Genomic DNA, 15,537 nt, shown 5'->3' on the forward strand with positions numbered 1-15,537 from the left:
CATGAACGGCGTAACATGACTAAAGTACGTAATTGCGTTCTTGATGCACTTTCCATCAACGTCAACAACATCATTAGCTTGGTCGTGGGCACTTTCCCTTTGAACCCGACAGTGTCAAAAACGGCTGTCATCCTAACCATTTTAACAGCAACATAACAGGCTAAGACGCAAAGGACACCCAATAAAACTACGCTTCGTTGACATATATCAAGTTCAATTGTAGCACGTTAACAGTTTGGTGAAATCTTGATATCTAAATGCTAGCGATTATCACAATTTTTCAATAAACCAACTAGTTGCGGATATTAATTGATAAACAAGCTGAATCCAATAGAAGATTCAGATTCATCATTGAAATGCCATGAAGAAACATAGGGATAAGCATTTTCTGTTAACATTTAAGCGGATAATACCGTCAGTCAACAGTTTAGCTTTTTTTAACCGGTGGCAAAGCGAAATTCAGTGATTGCTGTTACAAAATTGTAAATTCGCGACGCGTAATATGCTGACATAATCCTTCATTTGCGCGTCGGACGAGAAAAAAGAGAGTAAAAAATGCACCTGGCCATTGTACTGGTTTCTCCCGCCAGAGCGGAGAATGTTGGCGCTGCCGCGCGCGCAATGAAAACGATGGGTTTTACAGATTTGCGCATTGTTGACAGCGATGCCCACTTACAGGATGGCGCTCGGCGTGTCGCACATGGCGCTGGGGATGTGCTTGATAATATTAAAACTTATCCAACGTTATCCGATGCGCTAGCGGATGTTTCGTTCAGCGTCGCCACGACGGCGCGCAGCCGTGCGAAATTCCATTACTACGCAACGCCTGCGGAGCTGGTGCCATTATTGGCGGAAAAAAGCGCGTGGCTGCCGTCGGCCGCACTGGTGTTTGGTCGGGAAGATTCGGGCCTGACCAACGACGAGTTGGCGCTTGCGGACATTCTGACAGGTGTGCCGATGGTGGCCGATTATCCCTCACTTAATCTGGGACAGGCCGTCATGGTTTATTGTTATCAATTAGCATCTTTAATACAAAATGTTCCCAACGTGGTCACGCAACGTGACGAAAACCAGCTTCATGCTTTGCGTCTGCGGGCGCGTGCATTACTCGAAAAACTCGAGGTGGCGGACGACATGAAAATGGCCGACTGGCTGGATCAGCGTGTGGGGATGCTGGAGCAGCGAGACACCGCAATGTTGCACCGTTTGCTGCATGACATTGAAAAAAAACTCACCGAGTAAATCACTGTCATAAGAATGTTTTATGGATGAAGTCACTACAATGATGCGACTTGTATGGTCTTTACCTATGATAAGTCAATGAGTAGCGAGCGTAGCGGAAGGTCGCGGAAAATAGCTGAAAACTAAAAATACGTTGACTTAACGCGGCAGATACTTTAACCAATATAGGCAGAGCACAGACAGAATAAAATTACAGAGCACACAACATCCATGAAACGCACCAGCACCGTCACCATTATTATTACCACCACCATTACCACAGGTAACGGTGCGGGCTGACGCGTACAGGAAACACAGAAAAAAGCCCGCACCTGAACAGTGCGGGCTTTTTTTTCGAGCAAAGATCAAGGGGTAATACCATGCGAGTGTTGAAGTTCGGCGGTACATCAGTGGCAAATGCGGAAAGGTTTCTGCGTGTTGCCGACATCCTGGAGAGCAATGCTAGGCAGGGGCAGGTGGCAACTGTGTTATCTGCCCCGGCGAAAATCACCAATCACCTGGTCGCAATGATCGAAAAAACGATCGGGGGTCAGGATGCCGTACCGAATATTAGCGATGCCGAGCGTATTTTTTCTGAGCTACTGCAAGGATTGGCGGATGCCCAGCCTGGTTTCCCCCTCGCACAGTTAAAAACCTTTGTCGAACAAGAGTTTGCTCAGATCAAACATGTATTGCATGGGATAAGCCTGTTGGGGCAGTGCCCGGACAGCATCAATGCGGCGCTCATCTGCCGCGGCGAAAAGCTTTCCATCGCCATTATGGCGGGACTGCTGGAAGCGCGCGGTCATAAGGTGAGTGTGATAGATCCGGTCGAGAAACTGCTGGCTATTGGGCACTATCTTGAGTCTACGGTGGATATTGCGGAATCAACGCGCCGCATCGCCGCCAGCCGTATCCCATCCGACCATATGGTATTGATGGCAGGGTTCACTGCCGGAAACGAAAAAGGTGAGCTGGTTGTTCTGGGGCGCAATGGTTCTGATTACTCCGCCGCGGTTCTGGCTGCCTGTCTACGTGCGGATTGTTGTGAAATCTGGACGGATGTTGACGGCGTCTATACGTGCGATCCACGCCAGGTGCCGGATGCCCGTCTGCTGAAATCTATGTCGTACCAGGAGGCGATGGAACTCTCCTACTTCGGTGCGAAAGTGCTCCATCCGCGTACCATTACCCCTATCGCTCAGTTCCAGATCCCTTGTCTTATTAAAAATACCGGTAACCCGCAAGCGCCAGGTACCCTGATTGGCGCCACTTCTGACGAAGACGGCCTGCCGGTGAAAGGTATCTCCAACCTGAATAATATGGCGATGTTCAGTGTCTCAGGTCCGGGTATGAAAGGCATGGTCGGCATGGCGGCGCGCGTATTCGCCGCAATGTCGCGTGCCGGTATCTCTGTCGTGTTAATTACCCAGTCCTCCTCTGAATACAGTATCAGCTTCTGCGTACCGCAATCCGACTGCGCCCGTGCGCAGCGTGCAATGGGCGATGAATTTTATCTGGAGCTGAAAGAAGGGCTGCTGGAGCCGCTGGCTGTGATGGAGCGCCTGGCCATCATCTCTGTCGTGGGCGATGGCATGCGCACACTGCGCGGCATTTCCGCAAAATTCTTTGCTGCCCTGGCACGCGCCAATATCAACATCGTGGCGATCGCACAGGGCTCTTCCGAGCGCTCGATTTCTGTCGTGGTGAGCAACGATGATGCCACGACTGGCGTGCGCGTCACGCACCAGATGCTGTTTAATACCGACCAGGTTATCGAAGTGTTTGTGATTGGCGTGGGGGGGGTCGGCGGTGCGCTGATCGAGCAGCTTAAACGCCAGCAAACCTGGCTCAAAAGTAAGCATATCGATCTGCGTGTTTGCGGTGTGGCGAATTCAAAAGCCCTGTTAACCAATGTGCATGGACTGAATCTGGAAAACTGGCAGGCTGAGCTTGCTGAGGCCAAAGAGCCTTTCAACCTGGGTCGTCTGATTCGTCTGGTGAAGGAGTATCATCTGCTCAACCCGGTGATTGTGGATTGTACGTCACACCAGGCGGTGGCCGATCAGTACGCCGACTTCCTGCGCGAAGGTTTCCATGTGGTGACGCCAAACAAAAAGGCTAACACCTCATCAATGGATTATTATCATCAGTTGCGCCACGCTGCGGCGAAATCCCGCCGTAAGTTCCTCTATGACACCAACGTGGGCGCGGGGCTGCCGGTTATCGAAAACCTGCAAAACCTGCTCAATGCGGGTGATGAGTTACAACGCTTCTCCGGGATTCTCTCCGGCTCGCTGTCGTTTATTTTCGGTAAGCTTGACGAAGGGATGAGCCTGTCGGAGGCGACTAAAATCGCACGTGAAATGGGCTATACCGAGCCTGATCCGCGTGATGATCTCTCCGGCATGGACGTGGCGCGTAAGCTTCTGATCCTGGCCCGCGAAACGGGGCGTGAGCTGGAGCTTTCCGATATCGCAATTGAACCTGTGCTGCCAGCAACGTTCGACGACGGTGGCGATGTTGACAGCTTCATGGCGCGTCTGCCGCAGCTTGATGACCATTTCGCCGATCGCGTAGCGAAAGCGCGTGATGAAGGCAAAGTGCTGCGTTACGTTGGCAACATCGAAGAAGATGGCACCTGTCGGGTGAAAATTGCCGAAGTGGACGGTAACGATCCACTGTTCAAAGTGAAAAACGGCGAAAACGCCCTTGCGTTTTATAGCCATTATTATCAACCGCTGCCGCTGGTTCTGCGTGGCTATGGCGCGGGCAATGATGTTACAGCGGCGGGTGTGTTTGCAGACTTGCTGCGTACGCTGTCATGGAAGTTGGGAGTCTAAGATGGTGAAAGTATATGCTCCGGCCTCCAGCGCCAATATGAGCGTGGGTTTTGATGTGCTGGGCGCAGCGGTTACGCCAATTGATGGCACGCTGTTGGGTGATAACGTCTCGGTTGAGGCGGCTGACACTTTTAGTCTGAAAAATCTGGGGCGTTTTGCCAGCAAACTGCCGACAGAGCCGCGTGAAAACATTGTCTATCAGTGCTGGGAGCGTTTCTGCCAGGAGATTGGCAAAACGGTTCCTGTCGCGATGACGCTGGAAAAAAACATGCCGATTGGCTCCGGACTGGGCTCCAGTGCCTGTTCGGTTGTCGCGGCGCTGGTGGCAATGAACGAATATTGCGGTAAACCGTTAAATGAGACGCGTATGCTGGCGCTGATGGGCGAACTGGAAGGACGCATTTCCGGCAGCGTGCATTACGACAACGTGGCGCCTTGCTACCTCGGCGGCATGCAATTAATGATCGAGGAAAACGGCATTATCAGCCAGCAGGTGCCAGGCTTTGATGAATGGCTGTGGGTACTGGCTTATCCGGGCATTAAGGTTTCTACTGCGGAGGCACGCGCTATCCTGCCAGCGCAGTATCGTCGCCAGGATTGTATCGCTCATGGCAGACATCTGGCGGGCTTTATTCACGCCTGCTACTCCCGTCAGCCTCAGCTTGCGGCGAAGTTGATGAAAGACGTCATTGCTGAGCCGTATCGCATGAAATTACTGCCTGGCTTTAATGAGGCACGTCAGGCGGTCGCCGAAATTGGCGCGCTCTCCTGTGGCATTTCTGGTTCCGGCCCAACGCTTTTCGCGTTGTGCGATAAAACGGAAACCGCGCAACGTGTAGCAGACTGGCTGAGCAAACACTATTTGCAAAATCAGGAAGGCTTTGTTCATATTTGCCGTCTGGACACGACGGGTGCACGAGTAGTGGGATAACCAATGAAACTCTATAACTTAAAAGATCACAACGAACAGGTCAGCTTCGCGCAGGCCGTCACGCAAGGGCTTGGCAAGAACCAGGGGCTGTTTTTCCCGCATGACCTGCCGGAATTCAGCCTGACTGAAATTGATGACATGCTGACCATGGATTTCGTTGCGCGCAGCGCCAAAATCCTCGGCGCGTTCATCGGTGATGAAATTCCGCAGGAAATTCTGGAAGCGCGCGTCCGGGATGCGTTTGCTTTCCCTGCACCCGTACAGTCAGTTGAGAGTGACGTTGGTTGTCTGGAGCTGTTTCATGGCCCGACGCTGGCGTTTAAAGATTTTGGTGGGCGCTTTATGGCGCAAATGCTGACCACCATCAGCGGTGACAAACCGGTGACGATCCTGACGGCGACCTCAGGTGATACCGGGGCGGCAGTGGCACATGCTTTCTACGGCCTGAAAAACGTCCGTGTCGTCATCCTTTACCCGAACGGAAAAATCAGTCCGCTACAGGAAAAACTGTTCTGTACGCTGGGCGGTAATATCGAAACCGTCGCGATTGATGCGGATTTCGACGCCTGCCAGGCGCTGGTTAAACAGGCTTTTGATGATGAAGAACTGAAAGTCGCGCTGGGCCTGAACTCAGCGAACTCTATCAACATCAGCCGCCTGCTGGCGCAGATTTGCTACTACTTTGAAGCGGTGGCGCAATTGCCGCAAGAGGCACGCAATCAGCTGGTTGTTTCCGTGCCGAGCGGCAACTTTGGCGACTTAACGGCTGGCCTGCTGGCGAAATCGCTGGGACTGCCTGTTAAGCGTTTTATTGCGGCGACTAATGCAAATGATACGGTGCCGCGCTTCCTGCAGGATGGTGAGTGGAAGCCAAAAGCGACACAGGCAACCCTGTCGAACGCAATGGACGTCAGCCAGCCGAACAACTGGCCGCGCGTAGAAGAACTGTTCCGCCGCAAAATCTGGCGCCTGAACGAACTGGGCTATGCCGCAGTAGACGACGAGACGACCAAAGAGACTATGCGCGAGCTGAAAGGCAAGGGTTATATCTCCGAACCGCATGCGGCCATTGCTTACCGTGCGCTCCGCGATCAGCTGCGTCCGGGGGAATATGGCCTGTTCCTGGGGACTGCGCATCCGGCAAAATTCAAAGAGAGTGTAGAAGATATTCTCGGCGAAACCCTGCCATTGCCGAAAGAACTGGCAGAGCGCGCGGATCTGGAACTGCTGTCGCACCATCTGCCTGCGGATTTCGCTGAATTACGTAAGCTGATGATGAGCAAAGCGTAATCCGTTTAGCCTCAAACCAGAACCGGGTAAGCATTATCGCTGCCCGGTTTTTTTACGCCAGGAATACGGAGAAATTAAGGAGAAATACGGCAGGAAAAACGGAGGAATTCTCATAAAATGCGGGCACTTAGAGATTAGGATTGCAGAGAATAACAAGCCGCCATCACTTTGCTTAATCTCCTTACATCGGCCCACAACGGGCAAGATGAACAAAGGAGTAACCCATGTTGAAACCTGTATTCTTAGCGCTTTCGTTGTTGATGGTGGCTCCGCTGGCGGCACAGGCTGCTGAAATTACTCTGGTGCCGGCGGTAAAACTGCAAATCGGTGATCAGGATCGTCACGGCAACTACTGGGATGGTGGTCACTGGCGTGATCGTGACTGGTGGCACAGACACTACGAATGGCGCGAAAACCACTGGCGCCCGCACGGTGACGACCATCGCGACTTCCGTGACGATCATCATGGCGATCGTTACGATGACCACCGTCCGGGGCCGGACTGGCGCCGCGATTAATCTCTTCGCTTAGTCTGCCCCCTCCTTAGAGAGGGGGCCACAGCCTTACTGCTCGTGGCGTTTAAAGACCAGTTCACCCTTCCCAGAGAGCGCTTCATCAAAGAAATAGCCTTCACTATCAAACGTGGTTAACTGCTCTGGTTTTGTCAGGCGGTTTTCAATGATGTAACGACTCATCAGGCCGCGCGCCTTTTTAGCATAGAAGCTAATGACCTTAAACTTGCCATTTTTCTCATCCAGAAAGACAGGTTTGATAATTTGCGCGTTCAGTTTTTGCGTTTTGACCGACTTAAAGTATTCATCGGATGCCAGATTCACCACGATGTCATCACCCTGTGCCTTAATGGCATCGTTCAGCGTGTTGGTGATGGTCTCCCCCCAGAACTGATAGAGATCCTTCCCCTTCGCATTTTCGAGGCGGATCCCCATCTCCAGACGGTAAGGCTGCATCAGATCCAGCGGACGCAACACGCCATAGAGACCAGAGAGCATACGCAGATGCTGCTGGGCAAAATCAAAATCAGCCTCGGTGAACGTTTCCGCCTGCAGTCCGGTATAGACATCGCCTTTAAAGGCCAGAATAGCCTGGCGGGCGTTTTTCAGCGTAAAGTCCGGTTGCCAGTCATGAAAACGGGTGGCGTTCAGGTCGGCGAGCTTGTCGCTGATGCCCATCAACGCTTTGATTTGTTGCGCGCTAAGTTTACGGGCGACCTTAATCAACTGCTGCGAATGATCCAACAATTCAGGCTGCGTGTAGCGCGTAGTGGCCAGCTCACTTTGATAATCCAGTGTTTTCGCGGGCGAGATGAGAATCAGCATAGTCAGTCCTTGCAGGAAAATTTCCGCTGACTGTAACAAAAAATAGCCCGTGATTGATCAATAGTTGCGATTGTCATTTACGATCCCGCTTTATCATCCCATGCACCGGGGGCGAGCTGCTGGTTGATGTCCGGATAACGCTTCGGATCGAACACTGGCGTCACCCCCAGCTTGCGTTGGCGTAGATAATCGGCGGCAATAAGGCTGACGACGGGAGACAAGAGCAGAATCGCCGTCATGTTAGTGATGGCCATAAACGCCATCATCACATCTGCCACATGCCAGAGTAGCGGTATGCGCATTTGAGCGCCTATCAACACCATCACTAAGATCCCCAGACGCAATAGCCAAATATTTCGTCTGCTGTTCATGCGCAGGAAAATGAGATTATTTTCGGCGTAAACGTAATTGGCGATAATAGAATTAAACGCAAACATGATGATGATGACAGCGACAAAGCTGGCTCCCCATGAACCCGTCAGTGCGACCATCGCTTCCTGAACTTTTTGAACGCCAATGATGGCGTTATCTGTTGGCGTATCCTTTGCCAGTAGGAGAATAAACGCGCTGGCGGTGCAAACCATAAACGTATCGACCACCACGCCGACCATCTGCACAAAGCCCTGAGCGGCAGGATGAGGGGGAGACGACGCGGCAGCAGCGGCGGCATTCGGGGTTGAGCCCATTCCGGCCTCGTTAGAATACATACTGCGTTGGAAACCGCTGGTAAGCGCCTGACTCAGCGTGTAACCCATGGTGCCCGCCGCCGCTTCCTGCCAGCCAAAGGCACTTTTCACAATATTGGCGAACATCTCCGGCAAAGCGCTCAAGTGCGCAATGCCAATGCCAAGACTGGTCATGACCCAGGCCAGGGCCATGACCGGAACAACCCATTGCATGATACGAGCAATCTGTTTCATGCTTTTCGTAATCAACAACAAAATCATGCCTGCAAAAATAAGACCGGTGTAGATCTCATTAATATGCCAGGCAAAATGGACGGCACGCGCTACCGAATTGGCCTGAATGGTATTGAATAAAAGCCCATAGACCAGCAACAGGAATACAGAAAACAGCACCCCCATCCAGCGCATGCCAAGGCCTCGCGCCATATACCAGGCAGGGCCGCCACGAAATTGCTGGCTGGCGTCGCGTTCTTTGTAGAGTTGCGCCAGTATGCTTTCGGCGAAACACGTCGCCATGCCAATCAAGGCCGATATCCACATCCAGAAAATCGCACCGGGGCCGCCTGCCGTAATCGCTAATGCCACCCCCGCTAAATTACCGGACCCCATTCGTCCGGCAAGACTGAGAAACAGCGCCTGATATGACGTCAGTCCACCCGACTGGGCGCGGCTATGTTTAAGGTTGTGGTAGAAGTCGCCAATCAGGCGAAACGGTACAAATTTGCTTTTAAAAGCAAACCAGATGCCTGCCGCAAGCAGCAGGTAGAGCATCAATGAACCCCAAAGTATTTCACTGATAAAAGAAAAGAATTCAGGCATCAACATCCCTCTTGTCTATGCCACTTCGCAGGTTAACGAGCAGGGCTATTATGAATAGCACACTACTTCGCAGGCAATTAATAAATCGAGTTTACCATACCGGACGTGCGTAATGTCTGCGGTTGCGCTGGCAGGGCGTCGTGTTATCATCAGGGCAGACCGGTTACATCCCCCTAACAAGTTCAAAGAGAAACACTATCATGACGGATAAATTGACTTCTCTGCGTCAATACACGACTGTTGTTGCTGACACCGGAGATATCGCGGCTATGAAGCTGTATCAGCCGCAGGACGCTACCACCAACCCTTCTCTGATTCTTGGCGCTGCCCAAATCCCTGAATACCGCAAACTGATTGATGACGCTATTGCCTGGGCGAAAGATCAGAGCAGCGATCGCGCGCAGCAAGTGGTAGATGCCACGGACAAGCTGGCGGTGAATATCGGTCTGGAAATTCTCAAACTGATCCCCGGTCGTATTTCTACCGAAGTGGATGCACGCCTGTCTTATGATACCGATGCGTCCATCGCCAAAGCTAAACGCCTGATCAAACTGTATAACGATGCGGGTATCAGCAATGATCGTATCCTGATCAAACTGGCTTCCACCTGGCAGGGTATCCGTGCTGCTGAGCAGCTGGAAAAAGAAGGCATCAACTGTAACCTGACGCTGCTGTTCTCCTTTGCTCAGGCGCGTGCTTGTGCGGAAGCCGGCGTTTATCTGATTTCCCCGTTTGTGGGCCGTATCCTCGACTGGTACAAAGCCAATACGGATAAAAAAGAGTACGCGCCGGCAGAAGATCCGGGCGTGGTTTCCGTAACGGAAATCTACCAGTACTACAAACAGCATGGCTATGAAACCGTTGTGATGGGCGCAAGCTTCCGTAACGTTGGTGAGATTCTGGAACTGGCGGGCTGCGATCGTCTGACTATCGCGCCTGCGCTGCTGAAAGAGCTGGCGGAAAGCGAAGGCGCTATCGAGCGTAAACTGTCTTACACTGGCGAAGTGAAAGCGCGTCCGGAACGTATTACCGAAGCGCAATTCTTCTGGCAGCACAACCAGGATCCCATGGCAGTAGACAAACTGGCGGACGGTATCCGTAAGTTTGCTGTTGACCAGGAAAAACTGGAAAAAATGATCGGCGATCTGCTGTAATCATTCAGGCGTGGCTGGCTACCCGGCCACGCTTTCCCCTCTGTCTGCATTTCTCCTCAGCGTGTATCATTTCCGTTAGTCATTATTTTTTTGAACGGAATGAATATGGATACATTACGCATTGGCTTAGTTTCTGTTTCCGATCGCGCTTCAAGCGGTGTTTACCAGGATAAAGGCATCCCGGCGCTGGAAGAGTGGCTGGCGCAGGCGCTGACGACCCCTTTTACCATCGAAAAACGGCTTATCCCGGACGAACAAAGCATCATTGAACAGACGCTTTGCGAGTTAGTGGACGAGATGAGCTGCCATCTGGTTTTAACCACTGGCGGTACCGGCCCGGCGCGTCGTGATGTGACTCCTGATGCCACACTTGCCATTGCTGACCGCGAAATGCCGGGTTTTGGCGAGCAGATGCGCCAAATCAGCCTCAATTTCGTGCCTACCGCCATTCTCTCCCGCCAGGTAGGCGTGATTCGCAAGCAAGCACTGATCCTGAATTTACCAGGGCAGCCAAAATCCATCAAAGAGACGCTTGAAGGGGTGAAACAGCCAGACGGGCAGGTAACGGTACCGGGCATTTTCGCCAGTGTACCTTATTGTGTACAGCTCCTCGAAGGGCCTTATATCGAGACCGATCCCAAAGTCGTAGCGGCTTTTCGCCCAAAAAATGCAATTCGCGCGACAATCTCCTAAAACCAGGAGTTTTTTGAATTAAGTTATACGGGCGCTGGCGTGTTGATTTATTTACGGTATAGTAATTTTTAATTTACAGTTTACGTAAAAACGAAATCAACACTCCCTCTTTACAAAGAGCCCGTTATGTCAAATTACACACGTCCCCTCAATAAGCAGGATTACAAAACCCTCACGCTTGCCGCGTTAGGCGGTGCGCTCGAGTTTTACGACTTCATCATTTTTGTTTTCTTTGCCGCCGTTGTCGGTGAGCTGTTCTTTCCGGCAGACATCCCGGAATGGCTACGTCAGGTGCAGACGTTTGGTATTTTTGCTGCGGGTTATCTGGCGCGTCCGCTGGGCGGCATCGTGATGGCCCATTTTGGCGATCTGGTGGGGCGTAAGAAGATGTTCACCCTGAGCATTTTGCTGATGGCGGTACCCACGCTGGCGATTGGCCTGTTGCCGACTTATGCCTCTATGGGCATCGTTGCGCCATTGCTGTTGCTGTTGATGCGCGTGTTGCAGGGGGCGGCGATTGGAGGAGAAGTGCCGGGCGCGTGGGTGTTTGTGGCCGAGCATGTGCCGGAGCGCCGTATCGGGATTGCCTGCGGAACATTAACCGCCGGGCTGACTGTCGGCATCCTGCTGGGCTCTGTTGTCGCTACGCTCATTAATACCAGTATGACGCAGCAGGCGATTCATGATGGTGGATGGCGAATACCTTTCCTGCTGGGCGGCGCGTTTGGTCTGGTGGCGATGTATCTGCGCCGCTGGTTGCAGGAGACGCCCATTTTCCTCGAAATGCAGCAGCGTAAAGCGCTGGCGCAAGAGCTGCCGGTGAAAGCCGTCGTCATGAAACACAAAAAAGCGGTAGTGATCTCAATGTTGCTGACCTGGTTGCTTTCGGCCGGGATTGTGGTGGTGATTTTGATGTCTCCCGTCTGGTTACAAAAGCAGTATGGTTTCGCGCCTGCGTTGACCCTGCAGGCGAACAGCATTGCTACGATTATGCTCTGTTTCGGCTGTTTGACCGCCGGGCTGGTGATTGATCGCGTTGGCCCCAGCAAGACCTTTATCGTCGGCAGCATTCTGCTGGCCTGCTCAAGCTGGTTCTTCTATCACCTTACGGGCAGCCACCCTGAGCAGTTGTTTGTCTTGTATGGGCTGGTCGGTTTCTGTGTTGGGGTTGTCGGGGCCGTCCCGTATGTGATGGTTCGTGCTTTCCCGGCAGAAGTCCGTTTCACCGGGATCTCTTTCTCTTATAACGTCTCTTACGCCATTTTCGGTGGCCTGACGCCGATTGCGGTAACGATGCTAATGGGCGTTTCGCCAATGGCGCCTGCCTGGTATGTGCTCGCGCTGTCGCTGATTGGCCTGGGACTGGGGTTATGGCTGCGCCAGGACCTGGTTGCTACCCAGAGCCCGGCGCTGGCGAAGTCCACGCGCTAAGTGCACATTTGATAAAAAAGCGCCATCGGACGATGGCGCTGAGAGAGATTAGTGCGAAGGCGTGTAACTCAGGACGATATTGTCATCGGGGATCTGAGTGAAATCCTTGATGATGGTGTGATAATCCGCCAGCGGATCGATGTCTTTAAACAGGTCCGGGTAGAAAATCTTACTCAACGTTTCAATAGCGATAATGTTGTACGGATTATTGTAGAAGTGGTGATAGAGCGCGCCAGTATGACCCTGGGTAACGGCAGGGATGCTGCTGACGCCCTGGCGTGCCAGTAATGCGCTGAAGGCGGCGGTCACTTCTTTTTCGTCCACATTGTAGCCAAAAGGAATAATGGCGGTGCCTTTGCCCGGACGTTTTGATCCGGTCATCAGGTAGTAATCCGGGTTCATGGAGATGATTTTCTCCACTGATACATTACCCGTCGCCCCAGGTAACAGCTGTGAACCTATGTTCACACCGCCCGCCGCTTCGACCAGACCGCCCCAGCCATTGCGGGCATGCGTAAAGCAACAGCCATTATCCAGCCCTGCGACACCAGCGATGGGTTCGATAAACACCAGCGGTTTTTTGTGAGTGCTGGCCAGACGCTGATGTAGCATGTCCAGACGCTGCTGATAGAAGTTGATGTACTGTGTAGCGCGCTCATTTTGGCCGAGCACTTTACCCAGCAGCGCAATACTGGGCAGGGTGTTGTCTACCGGATGCAGTTCATAATCGACAAACACCACCGGTATATGCAAGGCGTCAAGTTTGGCCAGCACACCGCTTTGCACCAGTGATGGTTTAGCGCGCAGCTGCGCAATCATCAGATCAGGATGGCGCGAGATGATGGTCTCCAGATCGACATTGCCCTGATCTGAAAACTGCATATCCAGGATCTTTTCGGCTTCCGGCCATTTGCGCTTGAGGACATTCCAGGTTTCCGTGTCCTGTTTTTTCGGCAGGTTGTTCCACGCGACCACTTTGGCAAAGGGATCGTCACGTTCCAGCAGCGCCAGCGCCAGAATATCACGGCCATCCTGCAGGATGATGCGCTGTGGCTCCTGCGGGATCGTGACGCTGCGGTTATCCCGATCCGTCACCGTAACCGGCCAGCTTTGCGCCATCGCCAGCAGGGGCGCAAAGATCAGCGCGATCCCCATGATTGTCTTTTTCAGATTCATCTCTTCCCCGTCTTATGACTGTTTTAGGTTGTTAATCCGTCGACCACCACATGCGGCAGTCCCTGCGAACAATATTCGACACGGCCTTTTACCCCGTAGACGGTCGCCAGGTTTGCGGGCGTAACGACCTCGCCTGGAATACCACTGGCAACCCGTGCGCCATTTTTTAACATCACCGCGTATTCGGCATGGCGCAGCGCAATGTTGATGTCATGGATCACTACCACCGTCACGATGTTACGCAGACGCGTTTCACGGGCGACTATATCCATTACGTGAAACTGGTAATTGAGATCGAGTGCGCTCAGCGGCTCGTCAAGCAGCAAAAGGTCTGGCTTCCTGATCAGCGACTGGGCAAGGCCAATCAGCTGTTTCTGCCCGCCGGAAAGCTGGTCGAGGAAGCTCATCGCCAGATGCGAAATGCCGAGCTTATGCAGAATGTCGTAGGCCTCTTGCTCAACGTTTTCCCCGGAACAGAAGCCGCTGGCGCGTCGGGCTACAATGACTGACTCCAGCGCATGCAGATGCACGCCTTGCGGCAATGACTGCGGCAGGTAGACCACCTTCTGCGCCCGCTTCGCCGGGGGCAGCGTCATCAAGTCTTCGCCATTCAGCCACAGTTGCCCCTGAGCCGGGTTGAGATCGGCCAGCGCGCGCAGCAGGGTGGATTTGCCTGAGCCGTTTGGCCCGAGCAGCGCAGTGATTTGCCCGCGTGGCAGCATTGGGGTGGTCAGCCCGTCGATAATTTTCTTTTTGCGATAGCCGGTATGCAGGGCGTGGATTCGCAGCCCGTCGGTCATAGATTCCCCCGATGGCGAATAATGATGCTCAGAAAGAACGGGACGCCGACCAGTGAGGTGACGATACCAACGGGAATGATGACGCCGGAGACAATATTTTTTGATAATACGGACGCCAGCGAGAGTACCAGTGCGCCAATCAACATGCTGCCGGGCAGATAAAAGCGGTGGTCCTCACCAAACAGCATCCGCGAAATGTGCGGTGCCACCAGACCAATAAAGCCAACAGGCCCGACAAAGGCCACGGTCAGCGCGGAAATGATACTGATGCGCAGCAGCGTCGCCATACGCAGTTTACGCACATTGATACCAAAGCTGACGGCCCGGTCTTCTCCCAGACGCAGCGCTGTAAGCTTCCAGGCATTTTTCAGAGACAGAGGCACAATAAAAAGCAGGGCGAGGCTGAGAATAGCAAGCTTGTCCCATGAAGCGCGCGCCAGACTGCCCATGGTCCAGAAGACCAGCCCCTGCAATGTGTCTTCGCTGGCCACAAACTGCAGAATGGAAATCAGCGCATTGAAGGTGAACACCAGCGCAATGCCAAATAACACCACGCCTGATGTCGCCACGCGGGTCCAGCGGCTGATGGCATCAAGAATAAAGCAGGCCAGCAGGGCAAAGACAAAGGCGTTAACCGAGATAAACCACTGATCGGGAATACCCGGAATACCCAGACCAAGAATGATAGCCAGCGCGGCACCAAATGACGCGGCAGAGGAGACCCCGAGGGTAAACGGGCTGGCGAGCGGGTTATTGAGGATGGTTTGCATCTCTGCCCCCGCCAGGCCGAGCGCCATTCCGACAACGATCGCCATTAATGCAATGGGCAGGCGCAACTCCCAGACAATAACACGTGTTCCCGCATCAGCAGACCCGGCATCGACAAGCGCATGCCAGAGTGCAGCAAGAGAGAGCCCGGAAGGCCCAATGATGAAATCCAGAATCAGTGATAGCAGAATAAACGCCAGAATCGCGCCTGCGAGCGCAAAACGGCGCAGCACGATTTTTCTGTAAGATGACGACACGGCGGAACCGTCAGGCTTAACACTGGCGACAAGAGGGGAACTCATTGGCTTACCTTATGCAACACAACAGAATCGATGTATCCCCCAACGTTCCTGTCCAGGCTGTTGCATGATATCCAATATCCGGGATG

General features: G+C 53.0%; 15 protein-coding genes and 1 other annotated feature. Of the genes, 10 read left to right on the forward strand and 5 right to left on the reverse strand.

Annotated features, from left to right (window positions below):
- Positions 1-15: 15 nt before the first annotated feature.
- From yjjY to L2097_RS16250, 7 genes are all read left to right on the forward strand, one after another.
- Positions 16-156, forward strand: a complete 141-nt coding sequence (gene yjjY, locus L2097_RS16220; RefSeq protein WP_086870418.1) for a YjjY family protein — start codon at positions 16-18, stop codon at positions 154-156.
- A gap of 399 nt (positions 157-555) precedes the next feature.
- A complete protein-coding gene (locus L2097_RS16225; RefSeq protein ID WP_250353301.1) occupies positions 556-1,242 on the forward strand; it encodes a tRNA/rRNA methyltransferase in 687 nt (228 codons plus the stop codon).
- Positions 1,243-1,452: 210 nt separating this feature from the next.
- Positions 1,453-1,521, forward strand: a complete 69-nt coding sequence (gene thrL / locus L2097_RS16230) for a thr operon leader peptide (RefSeq protein ID WP_071846003.1) — start codon at positions 1,453-1,455, stop codon at positions 1,519-1,521.
- Positions 1,460-1,577 (forward strand) — a sequence feature (Thr leader region). Its footprint overlaps the gene before it by 62 nt.
- 24 nt (positions 1,578-1,601) lie before the next feature.
- Positions 1,602-4,064, forward strand: a complete 2,463-nt coding sequence (gene thrA, locus L2097_RS16235; RefSeq protein WP_047371907.1) for a bifunctional aspartate kinase/homoserine dehydrogenase I — start codon at positions 1,602-1,604, stop codon at positions 4,062-4,064.
- Between the two features lies 1 nt (position 4,065).
- On the forward strand, positions 4,066-4,995 hold the full coding sequence (thrB, locus tag L2097_RS16240) for a homoserine kinase (protein WP_047371906.1): 930 nt from the start codon (positions 4,066-4,068) through the stop codon (positions 4,993-4,995).
- A 3-nt stretch (positions 4,996-4,998) separates the two neighbouring features.
- A complete protein-coding gene (gene thrC, locus L2097_RS16245) occupies positions 4,999-6,285 on the forward strand; it encodes a threonine synthase (RefSeq protein ID WP_047371905.1) in 1,287 nt (428 codons plus the stop codon).
- Positions 6,286-6,509: 224 nt separating this feature from the next.
- On the forward strand, positions 6,510-6,803 hold the full coding sequence (locus L2097_RS16250) for a DUF2502 domain-containing protein (RefSeq protein WP_085005497.1): 294 nt from the start codon (positions 6,510-6,512) through the stop codon (positions 6,801-6,803).
- A gap of 45 nt (positions 6,804-6,848) precedes the next feature.
- Here the strand turns inward: L2097_RS16250 and yaaA are convergent, their stop codons facing one another.
- Positions 6,849-7,622: a peroxide stress protein YaaA gene (gene yaaA / locus L2097_RS16255; RefSeq protein ID WP_047371903.1), complete on the reverse strand. Its 774-nt coding sequence runs from the start codon at positions 7,620-7,622 to the stop codon at positions 6,849-6,851.
- 77 nt (positions 7,623-7,699) lie between these two features.
- Complete coding sequence (locus tag L2097_RS16260) at positions 7,700-9,127, reverse strand: alanine/glycine:cation symporter family protein (protein WP_047371902.1); 1,428 nt, start codon at positions 9,125-9,127, stop codon at positions 7,700-7,702.
- 200 nt (positions 9,128-9,327) lie between these two features.
- On the opposite strand from L2097_RS16260, the gene tal reads away from it, so the two are divergent.
- From tal to L2097_RS16275, 3 genes are all read left to right on the forward strand, one after another.
- Positions 9,328-10,281 carry a transaldolase gene (tal, locus tag L2097_RS16265; RefSeq protein ID WP_047371901.1) on the forward strand — a complete coding sequence of 318 codons (954 nt, stop codon included), beginning with the start codon at positions 9,328-9,330 and terminating at the stop codon, positions 10,279-10,281.
- 105 nt (positions 10,282-10,386) lie between these two features.
- Positions 10,387-10,974: a molybdopterin adenylyltransferase gene (mog, locus tag L2097_RS16270; RefSeq protein ID WP_085005499.1), complete on the forward strand. Its 588-nt coding sequence runs from the start codon at positions 10,387-10,389 to the stop codon at positions 10,972-10,974.
- Positions 10,975-11,100: 126 nt separating this feature from the next.
- A complete protein-coding gene (locus tag L2097_RS16275; protein WP_047371899.1) occupies positions 11,101-12,405 on the forward strand; it encodes an MFS transporter in 1,305 nt (434 codons plus the stop codon).
- A gap of 48 nt (positions 12,406-12,453) precedes the next feature.
- Here L2097_RS16275 and L2097_RS16280 read toward each other — a convergent pair whose 3' ends face one another.
- From L2097_RS16280 to L2097_RS16290, 3 genes are read right to left on the reverse strand one after another with little or no spacing between them, the layout of a single operon-like run.
- The gene (locus L2097_RS16280; protein WP_250353302.1) at positions 12,454-13,581 is read right to left on the reverse strand and encodes an ABC transporter substrate-binding protein; all 1,128 of its coding nucleotides are present in this window, start codon (positions 13,579-13,581) and stop codon (positions 12,454-12,456) included.
- A 23-nt stretch (positions 13,582-13,604) separates the two neighbouring features.
- The gene (locus tag L2097_RS16285; RefSeq protein WP_250353303.1) at positions 13,605-14,381 is read right to left on the reverse strand and encodes an ABC transporter ATP-binding protein; all 777 of its coding nucleotides are present in this window, start codon (positions 14,379-14,381) and stop codon (positions 13,605-13,607) included.
- Entirely contained in the window at positions 14,378-15,451 is a 1,074-nt protein-coding gene (locus L2097_RS16290; protein WP_250353304.1) for a FecCD family ABC transporter permease, read from the reverse strand. Before L2097_RS16290 ends, L2097_RS16285 begins: the two co-directional genes overlap by 4 nt.
- Positions 15,452-15,537 lie beyond the last annotated feature (86 nt).

This window comes from Citrobacter sp. MNAZ 1397, from assembly GCF_023613995.1.
Lineage (GTDB): Bacteria > Pseudomonadota > Gammaproteobacteria > Enterobacterales > Enterobacteriaceae > Phytobacter > Phytobacter ursingii.

Bases quoted from the DNA above. Each gene is read 5' to 3' on its own strand.
- thrB (WP_047371906.1), top strand. From the start codon at position 4,066: ATGGTGAAAGTATATGCTCCGGCCTCCAGCGCCAATATGAGCGTGGGT.
- thrA (WP_047371907.1), top strand. From the start codon at position 1,602: ATGCGAGTGTTGAAGTTCGGCGGTACATCAGTGGCAAATGCGGAAAGG.
- tal (WP_047371901.1), top strand. From the start codon at position 9,328: ATGACGGATAAATTGACTTCTCTGCGTCAATACACGACTGTTGTTGCT.
- L2097_RS16250 (WP_085005497.1), top strand. From the start codon at position 6,510: ATGTTGAAACCTGTATTCTTAGCGCTTTCGTTGTTGATGGTGGCTCCG.
- L2097_RS16225 (WP_250353301.1), top strand. From the start codon at position 556: ATGCACCTGGCCATTGTACTGGTTTCTCCCGCCAGAGCGGAGAATGTT.
- L2097_RS16275 (WP_047371899.1), top strand. From the start codon at position 11,101: ATGTCAAATTACACACGTCCCCTCAATAAGCAGGATTACAAAACCCTC.
- yjjY (WP_086870418.1), top strand. From the start codon at position 16: ATGACTAAAGTACGTAATTGCGTTCTTGATGCACTTTCCATCAACGTC.
- mog (WP_085005499.1), top strand. From the start codon at position 10,387: ATGGATACATTACGCATTGGCTTAGTTTCTGTTTCCGATCGCGCTTCA.
- thrC (WP_047371905.1), top strand. From the start codon at position 4,999: ATGAAACTCTATAACTTAAAAGATCACAACGAACAGGTCAGCTTCGCG.
- L2097_RS16280 (WP_250353302.1), bottom strand. From the start codon at position 13,581: ATGAATCTGAAAAAGACAATCATGGGGATCGCGCTGATCTTTGCGCCC.
- L2097_RS16260 (WP_047371902.1), bottom strand. From the start codon at position 9,127: ATGCCTGAATTCTTTTCTTTTATCAGTGAAATACTTTGGGGTTCATTG.
- L2097_RS16285 (WP_250353303.1), bottom strand. From the start codon at position 14,381: ATGACCGACGGGCTGCGAATCCACGCCCTGCATACCGGCTATCGCAAA.
- yaaA (WP_047371903.1), bottom strand. From the start codon at position 7,622: ATGCTGATTCTCATCTCGCCCGCGAAAACACTGGATTATCAAAGTGAG.
- L2097_RS16290 (WP_250353304.1), bottom strand. From the start codon at position 15,451: ATGAGTTCCCCTCTTGTCGCCAGTGTTAAGCCTGACGGTTCCGCCGTG.